The 21984-nt window shown below is 71.8% G+C and carries 15 protein-coding genes; 8 read left to right on the top strand and 7 right to left on the bottom strand.

The annotated features are described in order from the left end of the window. Positions 1 to 248: 248 nt before the first annotated feature. Positions 249 to 2843: a DUF6185 family protein gene (locus IE096_RS13400; protein ID WP_189451638.1), complete on the bottom strand. Its 2595-nt coding sequence runs from the start codon at positions 2841 to 2843 to the stop codon at positions 249 to 251. 267 nt (positions 2844 to 3110) lie between these two features. Between IE096_RS13400 and IE096_RS13395 the strand changes: the two genes are divergently transcribed. The 6 genes from IE096_RS13395 to IE096_RS13370 all read left to right on the top strand — a co-directional run bounded on the left by IE096_RS13395 (position 3111) and on the right by IE096_RS13370 (position 9910). Then, entirely contained in the window at positions 3111 to 3863 is a 753-nt protein-coding gene (locus IE096_RS13395) for a GntR family transcriptional regulator (protein ID WP_189451788.1), read from the top strand. A gap of 268 nt (positions 3864 to 4131) precedes the next feature. Then, positions 4132 to 5775, top strand: a complete 1644-nt coding sequence (locus tag IE096_RS13390; protein WP_189451637.1) for an APC family permease — start codon at positions 4132 to 4134, stop codon at positions 5773 to 5775. Positions 5776 to 5939: 164 nt separating this feature from the next. Then, entirely contained in the window at positions 5940 to 6119 is a 180-nt protein-coding gene (locus tag IE096_RS13385) for an SPOR domain-containing protein (RefSeq protein ID WP_126915831.1), read from the top strand. Between the two features lie 74 nt (positions 6120 to 6193). Then, positions 6194 to 6601 (top strand): (deoxy)nucleoside triphosphate pyrophosphohydrolase, encoded by a 408-nt coding sequence (locus IE096_RS13380; protein ID WP_126915832.1) that lies wholly within the window; start codon positions 6194 to 6196, stop codon positions 6599 to 6601. Between the two features lie 175 nt (positions 6602 to 6776). Next, positions 6777 to 7196: an ATP-binding protein gene (locus tag IE096_RS13375; protein WP_189451636.1), complete on the top strand. Its 420-nt coding sequence runs from the start codon at positions 6777 to 6779 to the stop codon at positions 7194 to 7196. Positions 7197 to 7384: 188 nt separating this feature from the next. Beyond that, the gene (locus IE096_RS13370) at positions 7385 to 9910 is read left to right on the top strand and encodes a SpoIIE family protein phosphatase (RefSeq protein WP_189451787.1); all 2526 of its coding nucleotides are present in this window, start codon (positions 7385 to 7387) and stop codon (positions 9908 to 9910) included. A 106-nt stretch (positions 9911 to 10016) separates the two neighbouring features. Here IE096_RS13370 and IE096_RS13365 read toward each other — a convergent pair whose 3' ends face one another. The 5 genes from IE096_RS13365 to IE096_RS13345 form a co-directional block, all read right to left on the bottom strand. Next, a complete protein-coding gene (locus IE096_RS13365; RefSeq protein WP_229820139.1) occupies positions 10017 to 11954 on the bottom strand; it encodes a TPM domain-containing protein in 1938 nt (645 codons plus the stop codon). 187 nt (positions 11955 to 12141) lie between these two features. Continuing rightward, a complete protein-coding gene (locus tag IE096_RS13360) occupies positions 12142 to 12909 on the bottom strand; it encodes a succinate dehydrogenase/fumarate reductase iron-sulfur subunit (protein ID WP_189451635.1) in 768 nt (255 codons plus the stop codon). After that, positions 12906 to 14834 (bottom strand): fumarate reductase/succinate dehydrogenase flavoprotein subunit, encoded by a 1929-nt coding sequence (locus IE096_RS13355; protein ID WP_189451634.1) that lies wholly within the window; start codon positions 14832 to 14834, stop codon positions 12906 to 12908. The genes IE096_RS13360 and IE096_RS13355 overlap by 4 nt, the downstream gene beginning before the upstream one ends. Positions 14835 to 14893: 59 nt before the next feature. Next, complete coding sequence (sdhC, locus tag IE096_RS13350; protein ID WP_189451633.1) at positions 14894 to 15733, bottom strand: succinate dehydrogenase subunit SdhC; 840 nt, start codon at positions 15731 to 15733, stop codon at positions 14894 to 14896. A 51-nt stretch (positions 15734 to 15784) separates the two neighbouring features. Then, positions 15785 to 16081, bottom strand: a complete 297-nt coding sequence (locus tag IE096_RS13345) for an Rv0250c family protein (RefSeq protein WP_126915836.1) — start codon at positions 16079 to 16081, stop codon at positions 15785 to 15787. A gap of 301 nt (positions 16082 to 16382) precedes the next feature. Here IE096_RS13345 and IE096_RS13340 point away from each other — a divergent pair, with 301 nt between their 5' ends. Both IE096_RS13340 and typA read left to right on the top strand, forming a co-directional pair. Next, on the top strand, positions 16383 to 18557 hold the full coding sequence (locus IE096_RS13340; protein WP_189451632.1) for an ABC transporter family substrate-binding protein: 2175 nt from the start codon (positions 16383 to 16385) through the stop codon (positions 18555 to 18557). Between the two features lie 221 nt (positions 18558 to 18778). Beyond that, complete coding sequence (gene typA / locus IE096_RS13335) at positions 18779 to 20683, top strand: translational GTPase TypA (RefSeq protein ID WP_189451631.1); 1905 nt, start codon at positions 18779 to 18781, stop codon at positions 20681 to 20683. A gap of 60 nt (positions 20684 to 20743) precedes the next feature. Here typA and IE096_RS13330 read toward each other — a convergent pair whose 3' ends face one another. Then, positions 20744 to 21745 (bottom strand): helix-turn-helix transcriptional regulator, encoded by a 1002-nt coding sequence (locus IE096_RS13330; protein WP_189451630.1) that lies wholly within the window; start codon positions 21743 to 21745, stop codon positions 20744 to 20746. Positions 21746 to 21984: the final 239 nt, after the last annotated feature.

The raw sequence follows: 21984 nt of genomic DNA, 5'->3' as shown, positions 1-21984 counted from the left end.
TGTCCTATGTGTACACAATGGTGCGGGGTGGAGCGGCCCCCTTTGTTGTGGCGCGCGTGCTGGATGTGCTGGATGAACCCACACTGTGCTGGATCGGTGCTGGACAAGGGCGCCCAAAACCGCGTTTTCGCAGGTCGGAGCTCTTTGCTAAACGTTCCGCTTCAACGTCTGACGTGCCCAGATCACCCAGTGGTCGCCGACCCGAAGACGGCGTCTGTCGGGCCGGGACACGAGGGCGGTCCCCTTCGCTATCCCGTCGCGATCTGCCGCCAGATCGTCACCGCGGCCACCGCCTGCATGACCAGGAAGGCGAGCTGCCCGGAGAGGCCGTGCACCTGGTAGATCGACGCCAGGAGGCTCAGGCGCTTCGTCCAGTAGGGCCGTTCACGGCTGAACGTGTCGGTGTCCATCCACATGCTCGTCAGGGTCAGCACCATGAGCATCAGGACGATGTTCACGAGGGCCAGGCCCACCGTCCTGCGGTCGATGCCGTGGCTGAAGGCGGCGACCATGCCGATGGGGACGAGCCAGGCGACGAAGAGGCTCAGGGCCCGCAGCGGGCCGCGCCCTCCGGGCAGTACACGCCACAGGGCTCCCATGACCAGCCCCGCGCCGGCGAAGAAGACCTCCAGGGACACGAACCTCCAGACCACATCCGGAATACCCGTCGCCCCGTCGAGCGTGAGCGCCCACTGGTCCGGGTCGGAGGCGTACTCGAACCAGACGGTGACCATGCTCGGGAGAACGCCGAAGACGGCGGCCCAGCGCGCGGCGTTGAGGGCGTTGCGCCACCAGCGCCGACGCGGGCCCCAGGAGAGGGCGACGTCGAGCACGGATACGGGATCCGGCAGGCAGTCGCGGCTGCATCCGGCCGGCCGCCAGTGGTGCAGTTCGCTGAGCTGATCCTCCAGTGCCCGTCTTGTGCTGCTCTCCGCGTGATCATGATCGACGAGCTGCAGCCGGTGGAGCAGGTCACGGCAGCGGCGGGCGTCGCTCATCAGCCGCTGGTACCCCGCCCGGGTGCTCAGCTCCGCCGTGACGCGGCTTTCGCCCCTCGCCGTGTTCGCCCCGAGACAGTTCATTGCTTTTCGGTCCACTCGGCCCAGCGTCGACCATCTACGGCCCGCCTTCACCAGGGCGTAGAGCGCGAGCATGTTCAGAGGCAGCCAGAGGCCGTAGAGGTTCCCCGCCGTTCCCGCGAGCTTGGTCACGCGCGATGCGACAAGGGCGAAGATGGCGGTAACCAGCAGAAGATCCCAGCTCATCGGCCCGAGGGACTTGGCCCCGGAACCGTCCCGGGAGCTGAGATGGAGGAGGGCCACGAGCGCGATCACCGTCAGCACGCCCGTGTGGGTGTACGTCCACAGGGGGCCGAAGAACAGGAATTGCGCCAGTTGCTGGCCCAGGATGCCCATGTGGTCACTGCCGAAGAGCGAATCGGCTTCCCCCAGCCAGTTGGCGCGTTGCCATCTGGCTTCGAAGGACAGCACATGCCAGAGCACCACCAGGGCCGTGATCACGGCGAGTGCGGCTCCGGCCACCATGACCCGGCGCAGGTGGCGTCCGGGTTCGTTCCGGCCGCCTTCGGCCGGGGAGCCGCCCAGTTTTCCTTCCCGAGCGAAACGCCAGGCCCATGCGGCCATCGCGGTGAACCACAGCCACAACATGGACGCTTCCAGCAGGGCCAGTCCCACGATGCCCAGGGGCGAGGGCGAGGGCGAGGCCGCGGGCATGAGCTGCGCCGGGAGGCCGAAGAGCTGGGGGGACACGACCACCAGCAGGCCGATCGCCGCCGCCGTGAGGGCGGTGGCGAGCACCGTGCGTTTCGTCAGCTGTTTCCCGCTGTCGTCGGAGTGCTCGACGACGGGAAGCCATGGCTGGGCGAAGAGGACGAGAGCGAGTCCTGACGAGATGCCGATGAGGGCGCGCCAGCGGATCGTGGCGGGGTAGAGCTGGAGCAGGAGGGACAGCGTCAGGGCGAGGGCCGCACTCAGTCCGGCCCACTGCACGGTCGTGTGGGCCAGCGTTCTGGCAGCGGCCGTCTCCGGGCGGCCGGCGGCGGCCTTGTCGTCGTCACCGTTCTTCCTCCGGAAGGGCCATGCCGACACGGCGATCAAGGCCGAGCCGAAGACCCACCACGAGGTGATGCCCAGGTACGCGACCAAGGAGTCGCGGCGGCTCAGGGAGATGAGGTGCTTCGGCCGCATGATCGAGGCTTCCGCGTCCGGGCCGGGTGGGGTCCACACCCGGTGGGTCTCGTTCGCGCTCGACGCTCCGGGGGCGTTGCTGATCTCCAGGCCGCCCGGGTCGATCTCGACCGTCCTCCGGGGGACCCCGCGAAGGACCTCCGGCGAGTGGAGGGCGACCTTCCAGTCCTTGTCCGGTTCGGCGTCGACCGTCCACGGTCCCGCCTCGAACTGACCGGCGGTGTTGCCGACCAGGTTCCGTGACTCGTACTGCACCGCGACCACGTCCTGCTGCTCGGTCGCCCCGGAAACGTCGTGCCACTCCGGATGCCACGTGCCGAACTTCGCCGGCGCGTTCCTCTTCTCGTGCAGAAGGCAGCGCATGGCGTTTCGGTACTTGGGGCTGTCCTCGCTGAGCGTCAGATCGTTGGCGAGTGGCCACTGCGCTGCCGGAATGTCGATGCTCGTCAGCTGTCGCACCTCGACGAAGTCGGTGTGGTGCTGGTTGAAGGTGAGCTTGTAACGGAGATCGATCTTCTCGGGTCGCCGGATCGCCGGGCAGGCGGTCGCTTCGGTCGTCCCCGTGACGGCCCACGCCGGTTGCGCCGTCCACCACACGAAGGCCGCGAGGGCGAGTGCCGCCTTCCGGGGGATCACCGCACGCTCACCGCACCTCCAGCAGTGATGACCGAGAGCATCGCAAGATCACGGTAAGTGGCCGTATGTCCGCCCGCAATGTGGCGGAGGGTTTGCGCATAGTTGCGGGAATGCCGCGGGTGAGTGCCCTCCGCATGTGCCCCGCGATCTCAACTCGGCCTTTCTGAGCTGGACTTCGCTACTTCCTGTGAATCTTTGGGTTAAGGTTGCGGATCGCAACCTACGGTTGCCAAGCTGTTGCGGACTGTCAACCCCTTGGGAGTGGACGTGGCCTTCGGTGACCAGCCCGCATACCTTCGAGTAGCCGGTGATCTACGGCAGAAAATCGTCGCCGGCGAGCTGCCGCCGCACACCCGGCTCCCCTCCCAGGCGCGCATCCGGGAGCAGTACGGCGTCTCCGACACCGTCGCCCTGGAGGCTCGCAAGGTCCTCATGGCCGAGGGCCTGGTCGAGGGCCGGTCGGGCTCCGGGACGTATGTGCGCGAGCAGCCCGTCTCGCGGCCCGTGGTGCGCACGGGGTACCGGGCGGCGGGGGAGTCCACGCCGTTCCGGCAGGAGCAGGGGGACGACCGGGTCAAGGGCACCTGGGAGTCCCGCAGCGAGCAGGTCGCGGCCGAGCCGCGGATCGCCCGGCGGCTGCGGATCGGCCCCGGCGACCGGGTGATGCGCACGGACTACCTCTTCCGCTCCGCGGGTGAGCCGTGCATGCTCTCGGCCTCCTGGGAGCCGCTGGCCGTCACCGGGCGCACGCCGGTGATGCTGCCCGAGGAGGGGCCGCTGGCGGGCCGGGGCGTGGTGGAGCGGATGGCCGCCATCGACATCGTCGTGGACAACGTCACCGAGGAGGTCAGCGCCCGGCCGGGGCTGGCCGGGGAGACGCTGGCCCTCGGCGGGGTGCCCGGGCACTGCGTGGTGGTCGTCTCGCGGACGTACTTCGCGGGCGGCTGTCCCGTCGAGACGGCCGACATCGTGATGCTCGCCGAGCGGTACCGGGTCGCCTACCACCTGCCGGTGAAGTAGACGTGAACGGCGCGTGAAACGGTTCCCTGCTGACTCCCAAGTAAGTTTTCGATCTCGCAAAACCCCGCCTCCCGGACCGTACCGGCCGGTAGGAACTGTGCCCTGTGCCCCGGTTTGCCCCCATTTGAAATGGGGGCTCCCGGTGTTGCAAACCTCACATAGGCCCAGGTCAGGGCCTTTTGGCAGAACCAACTCGGCCAAATCGCTCGTACGATGGCGCGGTTTGTGTCCTGCCGTGGGGGAGTAGAAAGCAAAGGAGATCCGGGGTTTGAGCACCGAACAGGGTTCCCACTCGAATTACCGCCGGACCCTCGGCACGACGGCGCTGACCGCCGTCGGCCTCGGGTCGATCATCGGCTCCGGCTGGCTGTTCGGTGCCGAGCGTGCCGCCGTGCTCGCCGGGCCGGCCGCCATCTTCGCCTGGGTCATCGGCGCCGTCGTGGCGCTGACCATCGCCCTCACCTACACCGAGCTCGGCTCGATGTTCCCCAAGGCGGGCGGCATGGTGCGGTACGGCCAGTTCTCGCACGGCTCGCTGGCCGGCTACATGGCCGCCTGGGCCAACTGGATCGCGATCGTCTCCGTGATCCCGGGTGAGGCCACCGCCTCGATCCAGTACATGAGCTCGTGGAAGTTCGGCTGGGCCGAGCACCTCTTCGACGGCAAGGAGCTCACCGGTACCGGTCTCGCCGCCGCGAGCGTGCTGGTGGTCTTCTACTTTTTCCTGAACTGGTTCGCGATCACCCTGTTCGCCAAGACGAACAACGCGATCACCGTGTTCAAGGTCGTCGTCCCGGTGCTCACCGCGGGCGCGCTGATCTTCGCGCACTTCGACACCAGCAACGTCGGCTCCGCCCACGGCGGCTTCGCCCCCAACGGCTGGAGCGCCGTCTTCAGCGCCGTCGCCGTCGCGGGCATCGTCTGGGCCTTCAACGGCTTCCAGTCGCCGCTGAACATGGCCGCCGAGGCCCGCAACCCCGGCAAGTCGCTGCCGAAGGCCGTCATCGGCTCGATCCTGATCGCCCTGGTGATCTACATCGCGCTGCAGGTCGCCTTCCTGATGGCCGTCCCGGCCGCGGACCTCTCCGGTGGCTGGAACACCCTGGCCTACAAGTCCCCGCTCGCGGACCTCTCCATCACCTGGGGCCTGAACTGGCTCGCGCTGCTGCTCTACGCGGACGCCTTCATCTCCCCGTCGGGCACCGGCATGATCTACGCGGCCACCACCTCGCGCATGATCAACGGCGTCCAGGAGAACGGCCACCTGCCGAAGGTCTTCGGCAAGGTCGACCCCAAGACCGGTGTCCCGAAGCCGGCCCTGCTGCTCAACCTCGTGATCTCCTTCATCTTCCTGGCCGTCTTCCGCGGCTGGGGCTCGATCGCCGAGATCGTCGGTGTCGCCACCGTCATCTCGTACATCACCGGCCCCGTCGCCGTGATGTCGCTGCGCCGGATCGCCCCGGACATGAAGCGCCCGGTCAAGCTGAAGGCCATGCCGGTCATCGCCCCCATCGCGATGATCTTCGGCTCGCTGGTCATGTACTGGGCCCGCTGGCCGCTGACGGGCAAGGTCATCTTCATCATGGCCATCGGTCTGCCGATCTGGGCCTGGTACGAGCTGCGCAAGCCGTGGGCCGAGCTCAAGCCGCACCTGAAGGCCGGCTCCTGGATGGTGGCCTACCTGCTCGTCATGGCCGTGGTCTCGTGGGCCGGCGGCACCGAGTTCGGCGGCAAGGGCTACCTGCCGCAGGGCGTCGACATCGCCGTCGTTGTCCTGATCGCGCTGACCTTCTACGTGTGGGGCGTGCGCAGCGCGTGGCGCAACCCCACCCTTGAGCAGGTCGAGAAGGAAATCCTGGCCGCCGAGGTGGCCGAGGCCGCCGAGGAGCCGGAGCTCGCCAAGAGCAAGTAACCCCGACGGGTGGCCGAATGCGTACCTCTTCGTGAAAACCCGTATCCGGTGCGTAAAGGTCGGGCGTAGGCTCGGGCATATGCGTACTGCGGTTTCTCCGGGAACCCCCGGAGGATTCACCGACGGGCGTGCGCCGGTGCGCGCGGGACGGGAGGGCAGGAGCGATGACTGACACCGGACCGGTCCTGCCCTGGCTGGTGATCCGCCAGGACGAGAACGGCAACCGCTACCGGGTCGGCCGCTACGCCACCAGGACGGAAGCGGAGCGCGTCGCCGACCGGCTCGACACGGAGGGCAGCCGCAGGCTGTACGTCGTCGAGCGGGTCGGCCACACGGTCACCTAGGCCCACGGCCTCCCGGACGCCGGGTGGTACCGAGAGAAGATCTCGGTACCACCCGGCGTCTACGCTTTACCGCCATGACGACGGTGCGTGTGGTGGTGGCGGGAGCGGTGTTTCACCAGGGGCGGCTGCTGGCCGCGCGGCGCAGCGCCCCGCCCGAGCTGGCCGGCCGCTGGGAGCTGCCCGGCGGCAAGCTGGAGCCCGGCGAGACGGCCCCCGAGGCGCTCGTACGGGAGCTCCGGGAGGAGCTCGGCGTGGAGACCGAGCCGGTCGGGCGCATCGCCGGAGAATGGCCCCTGAAGCCCGGCTACGTCCTCCAGGTGTGGACGGCCCGGCTGCTGGCGGGCGAGCCCCGCCCCCTGGAGGACCACGACGAGCTGCGCTGGCTCACCCCCGAGCGCGTCGACGAGGTCGACTGGCTGGAGCAGGACCGCCCCGCCGTCGCCGAGGCCGTGGCCCGGTTGCGCGCCGGGGCGGACGCGTGAGCGCTACGCCGAATGCGGCAACCGCCACCCATGGACCCGGCTGAAGAAGATAGCCGGACCCCTATACCGGGTATGTGCTGATTATTGGCCCCAAAGGCGGACATGCCGGAGGCGGCCACGGGTCAGGGTCAGCGGCGTCGAAGACGCCAGAGGTCTGCGGTCAGCGGTCTGGGAAGTGGTCGGCGTGAGCGACAGCACGGGGACCTTGGCACATACGCCCGGCTTCGCCGAGTGGAGCTTCCCCGCCGACGCCGCGGCCGTCCGCACCGCCCGCACGCTCGTGCGCGACACCCTGCGCGAATGGGGCCTGGAGTCCGTCACCGACGTCACCGTCCTCCTGGTCAGCGAGCTCGTCACCAACTCCCTGCGCTACGCCAGCGGCCCCATCGGGGTGCGGATGTACTCCCACGCGGGACCCACCCTTCTGGTGGAAGTCTCCGACCCGCTGCCCGACCCGCCCCGCGAACGCGTCGCCGACGCGGACGACGAGGGCGGCCGCGGACTCCAGCTCGTCGCCCTGGCCTCCCGGCGCTGGGGCACCCGCCCGGGCAACACCGGGAAGACGGTGTGGTTCGAGCTGTCCCTGCCTGGTTAGTAACCCGGTGGGAAGACATAGCGGGTTGAGACCGTGCTGTGATCGTGAAGTCCGTGTTCCGAAGGCCCCCTGTGCTGGATACTCGGCCTTCTGATGCCGGTGCGAGCACGAGAGCCGGAGGGGACGGGCACGTGAGCGAAAAGCCAGCGGGTACGGCGGGCAGGCCAGAGAGCAGGGACGCCACGGTGATGTGGCAGAACAGTCCGCCCGGCTCCCTGTACGACCACATCCGCGTGGCGTCGTTCTCCCTCGGCCCGGACGGCCGGATCGACCAATGGAGCGAACGGGCCGCCGAGCTCTTCGGAATAACGGCCCGGCAGGCCGTCGGCCGGGACCCCTTGGAGGTCCTGGCCCCCGTCGGGGACGGCCGGCGCGGGCGGGCCCCCGCCGCGCCCTTCCTCACCGAGGGCGGGCTCGACGGCCGGGCCTGGACGGGCCTGGTGCCCTATCAGCGCGGTGAGCGGGGCGACCGGCAAGAGGGCCTCGCCGAGATCTATGTGATGCCCAGTGAGAACGGCCGCGGCGACCGTGCCGCGCTCTGCGTCGCCGTCGACGTCCGGGCGCTGCGCGGAATAGAGACGGACATCGCCGCCTCGGAAGCCGTTTTCGGCCAATCTCCGCTCGGCTTCTTCTTCTTCGGCACGGACCTGACCCTGCTGCGCGTCAACGAGAGTTTCGCCCAGACTTTCGGCCGCCCCGCCGCCTGGCACCGCGGCCGCACCCCGCACGACTTCCTGCCCCGCACCGAGGCCGACCGGCTCACCGCCGCGCTGCGCCAGGTCCTCGACACCGGCAAACCGGTGGCGGACATCCAGCTCGTCGGCCCCGTGCCCGGCCACAACGAACGCCGCCGCTGGTCGGTCTCGCTCTACCGGCTGCACAGCGGCAGCGGCCGCCCCATCGGGGTGGCCGCGATCGCCACCGACGTCACCGGGCGGCGCCGCGCCGAGCGCGAGGCCGCGGGCGTCCGCCGCAACCTGGCCCTCCTCAACGAGGCCGGCGCCCGCATCGGCAACTCCCTCGACCTGGAGAAGACCGCCCGCGAACTCCTCGACGTGGCCGTCCCCCAGTTCTGCGACCTCGCCTCCGTCGACCTCTACCAGGGCCTGCTCGTCGGCGACGAGGCCCCGCCGGGGCTCGCCGACGGCAGCGCCGAGCTGCGCCGCGTGGCCTACTCCAGCGCCGTCTCCGGGGCGCCGGTCGCCGGGACCGGCGCCAAGCCCGTCCAGGTCGGCGAGGTCCACCGCTACCCTTTCCACTCGCCGTGCGCCCAGGCCCTGCGCACCGCCCACGTCCAGGTCGTGCCCGGCCGCGAGAGCGAGGACGGCGACGGGCTCGGCGCCGTCGTGCAGTCCACCCTCGCCGTGCCGATGGTCGCCCGGGACGCGGTGCTGGGCATCGCCCAGTTCTCGCGTACGAAGGGCAGCGAGCCCTTCGGCGAGCGGGACACGGCCCTGGCCGTCGAGCTCGCCGCCCGCGCGGCCGTCTGCATCGACAACGCCCGCCTCTACCGCCGTGAGCACGAGCGCGCCCTGATCCTCCAGCGCAGCCTGCTGCCCCCCGGCGACCCGGAGGCCGCCGGCGTCGAGATCGCCTGCCGCTATCTGCCCGGCAACGCCGCCACCGAGGTCGGCGGCGACTGGTTCGACGTCATCGAGCTGCCCGGGCACCGCACGGCCCTCGTCGTCGGCGACGTCATGGGCCGCGGCCTGCGGGCCGCCGTCGCCATGGGCGAGCTCCGTACGGCCGTCCGCACCCTGGCCATGCTCGACCTGGAGCCGGCCGAGGTGCTCTCCGCGCTCGACGAGATCGCCCACGGCCTCGGCCGCCCCGGCGGCAAGCAGTCCGCCTCGCGCGGCGTGCGCGGCTCGGTACGCCCCGCCGACCTCTCCGAGGTCTACCTCGCGACGTGCGTCTACGCCGTGTACGACCCGGTCACCCGGCGCTGCACGGTCGCCAACGCCGGCCATCTGCCGCCCGTCCTCGTCGAGGCCGGGGAGCCCGCGATGCTCCTGGAGGTGCCGCCCGGCATGCCGCTGGGCGTGGGCGGCGAGCCCTTCGAGGAGACCGAGATCGAGCTCCCGGACGGGGCGCTGCTCGCCCTCTACACCGACGGCCTCGTCGAGTCCCGCGACCATCCCCTGGACGAGGGCCTCCACGCCTTCCGCGAGGCCCTCGCCGACCCGGAGCGGCCCCTGGAGGACGTCTGCGACCACGTCCTCAGCGCGCTGGACACCCACCACGGCGAGGACGACATCGCCCTGCTGATGGCCCGGCTGCGCGGCCTGAGCCCCGGCTGCGTCGGCGACTGGACCCTGCCGCCCGAGCCCCGCTCGGTCGCCCGGGCCCGGGAGCTGGCCCGCGAGCAGCTGGAGGGCTGGGAGCTCGGGGATCTCGTCGACACCACGGAGCTGCTGGTCAGCGAGCTGGTCACCAACGCCCTGCGGTACGGCGAGGGCGAGATCCGGCTGCGGCTGCTGCTGGACCGGACGCTCGTGTGCGAGGTCTGGGACAGCGGGCACGTGCAGCCTCGGCGGCGGCGGGCGCGGGATACGGACGAGGGGGGTCGGGGGTTGCAGCTGGTGGGCTTGCTGAGCGCCGCCTGGGGCAGCCGTCGCATTCCCCACGGGAAGACGGTGTGGTTCGAGCTGGGGCTCCCCGATGGCGATTCCCCGGCGCCGGACGCGGTGGAGGCGCTGCTGAGCCTGTACTGAGCGCTCCGCCGAATGCGCGGTGAGTCGTCCGCGGGCCCGTCGTGGCTGGTCGCGCCCACGCGGCGGTAGCCGCATATCGACATTGTCCCGCGCCCCTTCGGGGGCGTCACCCCGCCAGCCGGCCCCGCGTGGCTCCACCCCCGAACGTCGCCGGCAGCAACCCCGCCAGGATGATCCCCCCGAGCAGCGCCCCGCCCAGTGCCCGTGCCGGTTCCGGGGTCGACTCGGCGTCGTACGACGTGCCGTACGTGACGACGTCGTCCTCCGCCAGCGCCCGCGCCTGCTGTGCGAGGGCCATCGCGCGTGTCGCCTTCGCGACGGCGGTCGGCACGTCGTCGCCGCACAGGGCGATGTGCCGCTCCGCCTCCGTCAGCCGGGTGCGTGCCCGGCAGCCGATGGCGCCCCGGTGGGTGCTGATGTAGTCGCGTGCCGCCGACACCTCCGCGCGGGCGGCCAGCACCGTGCGCGCGGCCCGGGCCTCGGTGGTCATGGCCTCGTCGAGGAGGCGCAGCACCTCGCGGGGGTCGTAGGGGCCGTGGGCCATCGCGCGGCGGGCGGCCTTGACGGCCGGGGCCGCGTCGGGCCGGTGGGCGGCCTCGGCGAGGACGGTGTGGAGCCGGGTCGTGGCGGCGGTGAGGGCGTGGGTGTGGCGGAGCACGGCGGCGGTGAGGGTGGCGGCCTGGGAGAGGGCGGCCTCGGCGGCGCGCACGGAGACCGCGGCGTGGTCGGGGTCGGCGACCAGGAGGGCCGTGCGGGCCTCGGCGAGCGCGGTGTCGGCGAAGGAGAGCCGGTCGCGGGCCTCCGCGACGTGCTCCGCGACGGGGGCCAGCGCGCTGCGCGCGCGGCAGCGGGCGAGGGCGGCGAGCGCGGCCTCGGCGGCGGCGAGGCGCGGGGCGAGGGCGCGGGCGGTGGCCTCGGCGCGGTCGAGGATCCCGGCGGCGTTGGCCTTGAGGTCCCGGAGCCGGTCGAAGGCCTCGGACTCGGCGTCGAGGCGCCGGTTGGCGCTGGTGCAGCGGGAGCAGATCTCGTCCAGGGCGTGCCGGCGGATCCGTTCCTCCTCGTAGGGGGCGTCGTCCAGGTGCTGGCGGAGCCGGAAGGCGTCGGCCAGCTCGCCGCGGGCGTAGGCGACGGCCTCGGCGAACGGCCGGGTGGCGGCCGGGCCCAGCTGGGCGGTGGCGAAGCGGAGTTCCTCGGCGCTGGTGCGGACGGCGTCGTCGGTGTCGACGAGGTTCGCCGACGCCTCGGCGTCCAGGTCGGGCAGCGGGGTGAGGGGCTGTGCCAGCCGGGCCAGGCCCGGTTCGGTGCTCGTGGCGACGGCCGGGCGCTCGCGGCCGCGCCCGCCGTCGCGGGCCGCGCCGGGGCGGCGGAGGGCGGCGGTGCGGGCCCGCCGGGAGCGGCGGGAGCGCAGGGCCAGGCCGGTGAGGAGGACGAGGGCGCCGCCCGCGATGGGCACCCAGACCGCGCGATGGCCGGGGAGGAGTCCGTCGCCGCCCGGGTCGGTGGTGCCGGGCAGGATGAGGGGGGCGTGCACCGGCTCGCCCCGGAGCACGGCCCGGTAGCCGTCGGCGGCGCCGATGGCGGCCCCGGCCCAGTCGTGCTCCCGGAGGGCGGGGGCGATGGCGGCGGTGGCGACCAGCTCCAGCTGGTCCTTGCGGAAGCCGGACTGCTTGTCGGCCGAGACGGCGTACTGGCCGCCGTGGGTGGCGATGGCCAGGAGGATGTCGTGGGGGCCGAAGCCGTTGCGGTCGGCCGTGGCGTCGGCCCAGGTGTGGGCGGCGCGTCCGGAGAAGTCGTGGACGTAGGTGACGTAGAGCTGGATGTGGTGGTCGGTGTGCAGCCGGTCCAGGGCGGCCTCGACCTGGGTGCGCCGTTTGCCCAGCGCGCCGACCGTGTCGGTGATCCGGCCGGCGGCGTCCAGGTCGAGCGGGGTGTCGGCGCGCGAGGCGGGCACGGTCGGCAGCAGCAGGGCGCACAGTGCGACGAGGGCGCAGATCATGGCCCAGCCCGGCGCCCTCGGCCCGTACCCCCACGAAAGCCGCGTCACGTTTTGGAGCGTATGACCGGATTGGTCGACCCGCTACCGGGGGCGTGCGAGGTTATACGGAGGGTGTTCACGCCCATGTGCGGGCGCCTCCGTCGTTACGCACGCCGCCGATCGCGCGCCGGGTCTCGTGCGCCCGGTCGGACGTACCCCGGCTACGCCGGATGGCGGATGGGGAGGCGATGACCCGCTACGCCTTGCGGCGCCGGATCTTGCTCCCCAGCCACACCAGCGGGTCGTACGAGCGGTCGACGACCCGCTCCTTCAGCGGGATCAGGGCATTGTCCGTGATCTTGATGTGCTCGGGGCAGACCTCGGTGCAGCACTTGGTGATGTTGCAGTACCCCAGTCCGTGCTCCTCGCGCGCCCCCCGCCTGCGGTCCACCCCGGCCTCGGCGGCCGCGTCCAGCGGGTGCATGTCCAGCTCGGCGACGCGCATCAGGAAGCGCGGCCCGGCGAACGCCTGCTTGTTCTCCTCGTGGTCCCGCACCACATGGCAGGTGTTCTGGCACAGGAAGCACTCGATGCACTTGCGGAACTCCTGGACGCGGTTCACGTCCTCCTGCTTCATCCGGTACTGCCCGGGCCCCAGTTCGGCGGGCGGGACGAAGGAGGGCACCTCGCGCGCCTTGGCGTAGTTGTACGACACGTCCGTGACCAGGTCCCGCAGCACCGGGAAGGCCCGCAGCGGGGTGATCGTGACCGTCTCCGCCGGGTCGAAGACCGACATCCGGGTCATGCACAGCAGCCTGGGCCGGCCGTTGATCTCCGCGCTGCACGAACCGCACTTGCCCGCCTTGCAGTTCCAGCGCACCGCGAGGTCGGGCGCCGCGGTCGCCTGGAGGCGGTGGACGACGTCGAGGACGACCTCGCCCTCGTTGACGGTCACCTCGAAGTCGGCGAGGCCACCACCGTCCGCATCGCCCCGCCACACCTTGAAGCGGGCCTGATAACTCATGAGGTGAGCTCCTCGTCGGTCAGGTACTTCGCCAGTTCTTCCTTCTCGAAGAGCGCCAGCAGATCCTCCCGGATCGGCTGCGCCTCCTGCCGCTCCAGCCGCACCAGCCCCAGCGCGGAGTCCGCCGCGGCCGGCTCGGCCGACTCGTCGGCCAGCCGGCAGACCAGATTGATCCGCCGCCACCGCCGGTCCATCCCCGGGTGGTCGTCCCGGGTGTGCCCGCCCCGGCTCTCCTCGCGCTCCAGCGCCGCCCGCGCCACGCACTCGCTGACCAGCAGCATGTTCCGCAGGTCCAGCGCCAGGTGCCAGCCCGGGTTGAACTGCCGGTGGCCCTCCACCCCGGCCCGCCGGGCCCGCGCCCGCAGCCCGGACAGCCGGTGCAGCGCCTCCTCCATCTCCCCGGCCCGGCGGATGATGCCGACCAGGTCGCTCATCCCCTGCTGGAGCTCCTGGTGGAGGGCGTACGGGTTCTCGGCCGCCCCGTCCGGCGCCTCCGCCCCGAACGGCCGCAGCGCCTCCGCCTCCGCCAGCTCGACGTCGGCGTCCGCGACCACGGGCGCCGCCTCCGTGGCGAAGGAGGCCGCGTACCGCGCCGCGTACAGCCCCGCGCGTCGCCCGAACACCAGCAGGTCGGACAGCGAGTTGCCGCCGAGCCGGTTCGAGCCGTGCATCCCGCCCGCGACCTCGCCCGCCGCGAAGAGACCCGGCACGCCCACGGCGGCGGCGGTGTCCGGATCCACCTCCACCCCGCCCATGACGTAGTGGCAGGTCGGGCCGACCTCCATGGGCTCGGCCGTGATGTCCACGTCCGCCAGCTCCTTGAACTGGTGGTGCATGGACGGCAGCTTCCGCTTGATCGCCTCGGCCGGCATCCGCGTCGACACGTCCAGGAACACCCCGCCGTGCGGGGAGCCCCGGCCCGCCTTGACCTCGGCGTTGATGGCGCGCGCCACCTCGTCGCGGGGGAGCAGCTCCGGCGGGCGGCGGTTGTTGTCCGGGTCGGTGTACCAGCGGTCGCCCTCGGCCTCGGACTCGGCGTACTTCTCCTTGAACACGTCCGGCACGTAGTCGAACATGAACCGTTTGCCGTCGCTGTTGCGCAGCACCCCGCCGTCACCGCGCACCGACTCGGTGACGAGGATGCCCTTCACCGACGGCGGCCAGACCATGCCCGTCGGGTGGAACTGCACGAACTCCATGTTGACCAGCCGGGCCCCCGCCAGCAGCGCCAGCGCGTGCCCGTCGCCCGTGTACTCCCAGGAGTTCGAGGTCACCTTGAACGACTTGCCGATGCCGCCGGTCGCCAGCACCACCGCCGGCGCTTCGATGACGAAGAAACGGCCGGACTCGCGCTCGTAGCCGAAGACGCCGGAGACCCTGCCGCCGTCCTTCAGCACGCGGGTGACCGTGCACTCCTGGAAGACCTTCAGCCGCGCCTCGTAGTCCCCGTACTCCCGGTGGTCCTCCTGCTGGAGCGAGACGATCTTCTGCTGGAGGGTGCGGATCAGCTCCAGGCCCGTACGGTCGCCGACGTGCGCCAGCCGCGGGTACTCGTGGCCGCCGAAGTTCCGCTGGGAGATCCGGCCGTCCGGGGTGCGGTCGAAGACGGCGCCCCAGGTCTCCAGCTCCCACACCCGGTCGGGGGCCTCCTGGGCGTGGAGCTCGGCCATCCGCCAGTTGTTGAGGAACTTGCCGCCGCGCATGGTGTCGCGGAAGTGCACCTGCCAGTTGTCGTTGTGGTTGACGTTGGCCATGGAGGCGGCGATGCCGCCCTCCGCCATCACCGTGTGCGCCTTGCCGAACAGCGATTTGCAGATCACCGCGCAGCGCAGCCCCTGCTCGCGCGCCTCGATCGCCGCCCGCAGCCCGGCGCCCCCGGCGCCCACCACGACCACGTCCCAGGACTGCCGGTCCACCCGAGTCATGTGAGAGAAGATCCCTTTGTTCGTTTGTCAGGAGAAGCGCGCGTCAGAAGAGGCGCGCGTCAGAAGAAGCGCGGGTCGCTGAAGGCGCCGCTCGCGACCAGATAGACGTAGAAGTCCGCCACCGCCACGCTCACCAGCGACGCCCAGGCCAGCTGCATGTGGCGGGCGTTGAGCGCGCTCACCCAGCCCCACATGCGGTAGCGCACGGGGTGCTTGGAGAAGTTGCGCAGCCGGCCGCCGACGATGTGCCGACAGGAGTGGCAGGACAGCGTGTACGCCCAGATCAGCGCGATGTTGGCGAGCAGGACGAGCGTGCCGAGCCCCATGTGGCCCCAGGCGCCGTCCGCGTCGCGGAAGCCCAGGACCGCGTCGTAGGTGAGGATCCCCGCGACGAGCACCGCGAAGTAGAAGAAGTAGCGGTGGACGTTCTGCAGGATCAGCGGAAAGCGCGTCTCACCGCTGTACTTCTTGTGCGGCTCGGGCACTGCGCAGGCCGGGGGAGAGGCCCAGAACCCCCGGTAGTACGCCTTGCGGTAGTAGTAGCAGGTCAGCCGGAAGCCCAGCGGGAAGATCAGCACCAGCAGGGCGGGCGACAGTCCCCACCACGAGCCGACGAGCCCCCAGTCGGCGCCGCCCTTCATCTCCACGCAGTTGTCGGCGAGACAGGGGGAGTAGAAGGGCGAGACGTAGGGGGCCGCGTAGTAGTCGGCGCCGGCGAAGGCCCGCCAGGTGGAGTACACGACGAAGGCGAGCAGCCCGGCGGCCGTGACGGCGGGTGACAGCCACCAGCGGTCGGCGCGCAGATGGGGGGCCGGGATCGCGGCGCGCGTGGAGTGGTGGACGCCGCGCGCGGGCGCGTGGCCCGCGGCGGCGGTTTCGGGGTCGGTACCAGTGGCCAAGGAGGACTCCGGTCAGGAGTGGACGGTGGACTCGCCGCTGCGCGACGGCCCCTAGGGCGCGCGCCGGTCCCGGCAGCCGAGCCCCTCCTCGTCCGCGTCCGTCCACAGCGACGTGTCGTACGGGGCGTCGGGGATCGTCACCATCTGCTGGACCGGCTGCGGCTGCCGTCCGGACCGCGTGGCGCGCTCCCGGAGCAGGGCCAGGTCGTCGCGCAGATGGTCCGAGTCGGTGCGCAGCCTGCGCACTTCCAGCCCGCCCTTGCCCAGCTGCCTCTCCAGCCGGTCCACCGAGCGGCCGAGCTCGTCGAGGCTGCGCTGAATGGCGTTCAAGTCATCGTTGACGGACATGATGTGGCCTTCCGCTTCGGTGATGGCGGGTGGCGCCCGGTCATGCGACAGAGAGTGTCGCGCGTCACACCCCTTGAGGGGAAGATAGCCGCCGCGATCGCGCCAATGGCGGAACGCGTTCACCCGACCCCCTTTGGCCGCCTCTTCGTTCGGCCGGGTGGGTGGCCTCGGCCGGGACGGCGACGTGTCGGCACGGCTTCGAACGGGCCGTCGCTTTCAGTGGGCGGCAGCAGACGCCCTGGCGCGGCGCCACCGCGCCGGCCGCGAACGATCCCGGACCGGTCCGGCGGAGGGAGCACCCATGGCACGCGTGGCACCCCTGTCGTCCCCGCCGTCGCCCCCGCCCGGGCCCGGTGCCGCCGCTGCCGCCGACCGCTCCCGGGCCGGCCGTACGCGGCGCGCCCGCCGGCCGCGCCGGGGAGCCGTCCTCCTCGCGGCCGCCGTGCTGCTGCCCCTGCCGCTGCTCGCCGGCTGCTCCGGCGGCGGGGAGGAGGACGACGCCGAGGGCCCGCCCGCCCCCCGGGACATCGCGGCCGCCGCCCGGGCCAAGGTCGCCGACCGGGGCACCCTGACCTGGGCCGTCGACGCGCTGCCCAGCACCTACAACGCCTTCCAGGCCGACGCGGACGCGGCGACCCAGCGGGTCGCCGGCGCGGTGCTGCCCGCCCTGTTCACCCTCGACGAGCGGGGCCGCCCGCAGCGGAACCCGGACTATCTGGTCTCCGCCGCCGTCACCCAGCGCCGCCCCCGGCAGGTAGTCGTCTACAAGCTCAACCCGAAGGCCGTCTGGGGCGACGGCGGCGCGATCACCGCCGCCGACTTCGAGGCCCAGTGGAAGGCCCTGCGCGGCAAGGACAGCGCCTTCTGGGCGGCCCACAACGCCGGCTACGACCGCATCGACCGCGTCGAGCGCGGCGCGGACGACCGCGAGGTCAAGGTCACCTTCGCCAAGAGCCTCGCCGACTGGCCCGCGCTCTTCACACCCCTGTACCCGAAGTCGGTCATGGGCAACGGCGCCGCCTTCAACGACTCCCTCCGCAAGGAGGCCCCCCAGGCCGCCGGCCCCTTCCAGGTCGCCGCCCGGGACGACAAGCAGGGCACGCTCACCCTCGCCCGCAACCCCCGCTGGTGGGGCGACCGGGCCCGGCTGGAGAAGCTGGTGCTCCGGGCCGTCCCGCGCGACCAGCGCGTGGAGGCCCTGGCGAGCGGCAAGGCCGACCTCGCCGAGCTCACCCCGGCCGCCGCCGAACGCATCATGAAGGTCACCGCGGCGCCGAAGGACAAGTCCGACAAGGACGGCCGCTCCCCGGGCCTCACCGGGAGCCGCTCCCCCGTGACCCCGCCGGCCGACCACCCCTCCGTCGTCGGCAGCCCCTCCGCGCCGGGCGGCCGGGCCCGCCCCGACGGCTCCCGGCTGGACGGGGCGAACAAGCCCGCCGCCGCCGACGTGACCGCCCTGCGCGGCCTGGTCGTCCGCAAGTCCCTGGAGCCCGCCTACACCCAGCTCGCCCTCAACGCCGCCTCCGGCCCGCTCGCGGACGAGCGCGTCCGCCGCGCCATCGCCCGGGCCGTCGACCGCAAGGCCCTCGCCGAGTACGTCCTCACCCCGCTGGGCCTGCCCGCCCAGCCGCTCGGCAGCCACCTCCTGGTGGCCGGGCAGCCGGGCTACGAGGACAACAGCGACGCCGTCGGCTCCGTCGACCCCCACGCCGCCATGGCCCTGCTCACCGACGCGGGCTGGAAGGAGGGCCACGGCGCCGCCCCCGGGAAGAAGGCCGCCGACGCAGGCGGCGTGCCCGGCCTCGGCAAGGGCGACGACGGGGACGAGGACGATGACGACGACGGCGGCGGAGACGACCAGAGCAACGCGGGCGCCGTCGCCGACGGCAAGGCCGGCCACGGCACCGCGTACGACAACGGGGGCAAGGCGGGGGCCGCCCCCGCCCGCTTCAAGGACGGCAAGAAGCTCGTCCTCCGCTTCGTTCTGCCCAAGGGCAGCGGCGCCGAGCCGCTCCGGGCCGTGGGCGAGCGGATCGCCCGCCAGCTGGACGCCATCGGCGTCCGCACCGAGCTCGTCACCGTCGACGACGGCGGCTTCTTCAAGGACCACATCGCCTCCGGCGACTTCGACCTGGCCCTCTACGGCTGGCCCACCGGCCCCTACCCGGCCACCGACGCCCGCCCCGTCTTCGCCAAGCCCCAGCCGGCGGCCGACGGCTCCCTGGTCGTCGAGCAGAACTACACCCGCGTCGGCACCGACCAGATCGACCGGCTCTTCGACCAGGCGTCGACCGAACTCGACGACGAGGCATCCCGGGACCTGATCGGCCGGGCGGACGCCCGGATCTGGGCCGTGGCGGCGTCCCTGCCGCTCTACCAGCGGCCCGAGCTGGTGGGGGCCCGGAAGACGGTCGTGAACGCGGGCGCCTTCGGGCTGGCGAGCCCGAGGTACCAGGACATCGGCTTCGAACGCTGACACGCGGTGACCGCAAGCTCCGGAGGGGCTGATTCCAGCCCGTCCGGAGCTGGGACCCGGGAGTAAAATCGCAGGTCAGCGAGGGTGCACCCGGTCCCGGAACGCCAAGCGCGCGGCGTCCCCGTACCATGGAAGGCAGCCGTGGCCTGTTCCGCCCGGCGAGGCACGCGTACCGGACCGTACGCGCCGCCATCCACGATTCCGGGAGAAGCGCCGCAAGTATGCCCACGCGCCACGACATTCGTAACGTCGCCATCGTCGCCCACGTCGACCACGGCAAGACGACCATCGTCGACGCCATGCTCAAGCAGGCCGGCGCCTTCGCCGCGCACCAGCTCGACTCCGTCGACGACCGCGTCATGGACTCGAACGACCTGGAGCGTGAGAAGGGCATCACGATCCTCGCCAAGAACACGGCGGTGAAGTACCACCCCAAGGACGGCGGCGCCCCGATCACGATCAACATCATCGACACCCCCGGCCACGCCGACTTCGGTGGCGAGGTCGAGCGCGGTCTGTCGATGGTCGACGCGGTCGTCCTGCTCGTCGACGCCTCCGAGGGCCCGCTGCCGCAGACCCGCTTCGTGCTCCGCAAGGCGCTCCAGCAGCGCAAGCCGGTCATCCTGTGCATCAACAAGACGGACCGCCCGGACTCCCGCATCGACGAGGTCGTCAACGAGACCTACGACCTCTTCCTCGACCTGGACGCCGACGAGGACCAGATCGAGTTCCCGATCGTCTACGCCTGCGGCCGTGACGGCATCGCCTCGCTGACCAAGCCGGAGGACGGCACCGTCCCCGCCGACAGCGAGAACCTGGAGCCGTTCTTCTCCACGATCCTGGAGCACGTCCCGGCCCCGACGTACGAGGAGGACGCGCCGCTCCAGGCCCACGTCACCAACCTCGACGCCGACAACTTCCTCGGCCGCATCGCGCTGCTCCGCATCGAGCAGGGCGAGCTCCGCAAGGGCCAGACCGTCGCGTGGATCAAGCGGGACGGCACGATCTCCAACGTCCGCATCACCGAGCTGATGATGACCGAGGCCCTCACCCGCAAGCCCGCCGAGGTGGCCGGCCCCGGTGACATCTGCGCCGTCGCCGGTATCCCCGACATCATGATCGGTGAGACCCTGGCCGACCCGGAGAACCCGGTCGCGCTGCCCCTGATCACGGTCGACGAGCCCGCGATCTCCATGACCATCGGCACCAACACCTCGCCGCTGGTCGGCCGTGGCGGCACCGGCAAGGGCGCGGACGCCAAGTCCGCCGTCAAGGACCGCAAGGTCACCGCCCGCCAGGTCAAGGACCGTCTGGACCGCGAGCTGATCGGTAACGTCTCGCTGCGCGTCCTGGACACCGAGCGCCCCGACGCCTGGGAGGTGCAGGGCCGCGGTGAGCTGGCGCTGGCCATCCTGGTCGAGCAGATGCGCCGCGAGGGCTTCGAGATGACCATCGGCAAGCCGCAGGTCGTCACCAAGGAGATCGACGGCAAGCTCCACGAGCCGGTCGAGCGCCTCACGGTCGACGTCCCCGAGGAGCACATGGGTGCCGTCACCCAGCTCATGGGCACCCGCAAGGGCCGCATGGACAACATGTCCAACCACGGCTCCGGCTGGGTCCGCATGGAGTTCGTCGTCCCGTCCCGCGGCCTCATCGGCTTCCGCACGGAGTTCCTGACGAACACCCGCGGTACCGGTATCGCCCACTCCATCCACGAGGGCCACGAGCCGTGGTTCGGCGAGCTGAAGACCCGCAACAACGGTTCGCTGGTCGCCGACCGCGCCGGTGCCGTCACCGCCTTCGCGATGACGAACCTCCAGGAGCGCGGCGTCCTCTTCACCGACCCGGGCACCGAGGTGTACGAGGGCATGATCGTCGGCGAGAACTCCCGCGCCGACGACATGGACGTCAACATCACCAAGGAGAAGAAGCTCACCAACATGCGCTCCTCCTCCGCCGACTCCTTCGAGGCGATCGTCCCGCCGCGCAAGCTGTCGCTGGAGCAGTCCCTGGAGTTCTGCCGCGACGACGAGTGCGTCGAGGTCACCCCGGAGGCGGTCCGCATCCGCAAGGTCGTCCTGGACCAGAAGGAGCGCGGCCGCACGGCTTCCCGCGCCAAGCGCTGACGCCCCGGCGTCCGCTCCCGAAGGCCCGGCACCCGCATGCGCGGGGGCCGGGCCTTCGGCCTATCCGGACACCGGCGGCTCCGGCGGCTCCTCCTCCAGCAGCCCCGAGCGCGCCACGAGATAGGCGAGCTGCGCCCGGCTGCGGCTGCCCAGGGTCTCGGCGGTCTTCTTGATGTGGGTGGCCACCGTGCGGGTGCTCAGGCCCAGCCGGCCGGCGATGGCGTCGTCGGTGTACCCGCTGACCATCAGGCTCAGGACCGTGCGGCGGGTCTCGTTGGTGAGCAGCTGCGGGCGCTGGTGGCTGGGCGTGTAGACGATGGGCTCGGCGCGGGCCCAGGCGTTCTCGAAGGCGGTGACCAGGAAGCGGATGATCCCCGGGTGCTCGACGGCGAGGGCCGCGCCGTTGACCTCGTAGCGGTGGTCGGGGATGAAGGCGATCGTCCGGTCGCAGACGATCACCCGGTCGAAGACCTCGTTGAGGGTGCGCAGTTCGGCGCCCGCCGCCGACATCCGCTCGATGTAGGCCAGGGTCGGGCCGTGGCTGCGCACGGTGTGCTGGTAGAGCGTCCGCTGGCGCACGCCGCGCCCGCTGAGGTCCAGGTCGCGGGGGAGCGCCTCGGCCAGCAGCTCCGGCGCCCGGCCGCCGCCCGGCTGGGCCGTGAGCATCTCCTCGCGGCAGGCGCCGACGGCCCGTTCCAGGGCGGTGCTGATCGCCTCCTTGCCCTGGAGCAGCCGGACGGACTGGTCCCCGCGCGACCGGGCGGCGCGGTGGACGGCCTCCACGCCGGCGACCGAGTCCCGGATGGCGGCCAGGGCCTGCTGGTGCTCCAGGAGGGCGCGCTCGACGGGGCGGGCCAGCGCGGCCGCCGCGACGTCCGGGGCCACGGGCAGGAACCGTCCGGCGGCACCGGGCACGGGCCGGAGCAGTCCCAGGGCGGTGAGGCACTCGGGCACCTCACCCGTGACCCCGCCCTCCTCCAGTGCCTTGCCGTAGACGTCCAGGCCCGCCGGGCACACCTCGACGAGGTCGACTACACCGGGATTGCTCCCCTTTGTGCACATCCGTTCCCCCTTCAGGTTCCTCAATTGCATGATCATGATGCCAGTGACGGCTGTCTTCCGATTCGGTTCCTCGGGCAGGATCGATTTATCGAAGCGAGGGCGATCACGCCCCGCCGGTGAATAGGGGGACGGGGGCCATGCGGCTCACGAATTCTTTGCGGAAATTTATTGGCGCGTTCACGGTCGCTCTTCTCGCGGCTCTCGGCGCGATGGCTCCGACGGGCGGGGCCGCGGATTCG

Source organism: Streptomyces abikoensis, assembly GCF_014648775.1.
GTDB classification, from domain to species: domain Bacteria; phylum Actinomycetota; class Actinomycetes; order Streptomycetales; family Streptomycetaceae; genus Streptomyces; species Streptomyces abikoensis.
This window is presented reverse-complemented; position numbering and strand designations above follow the sequence as displayed.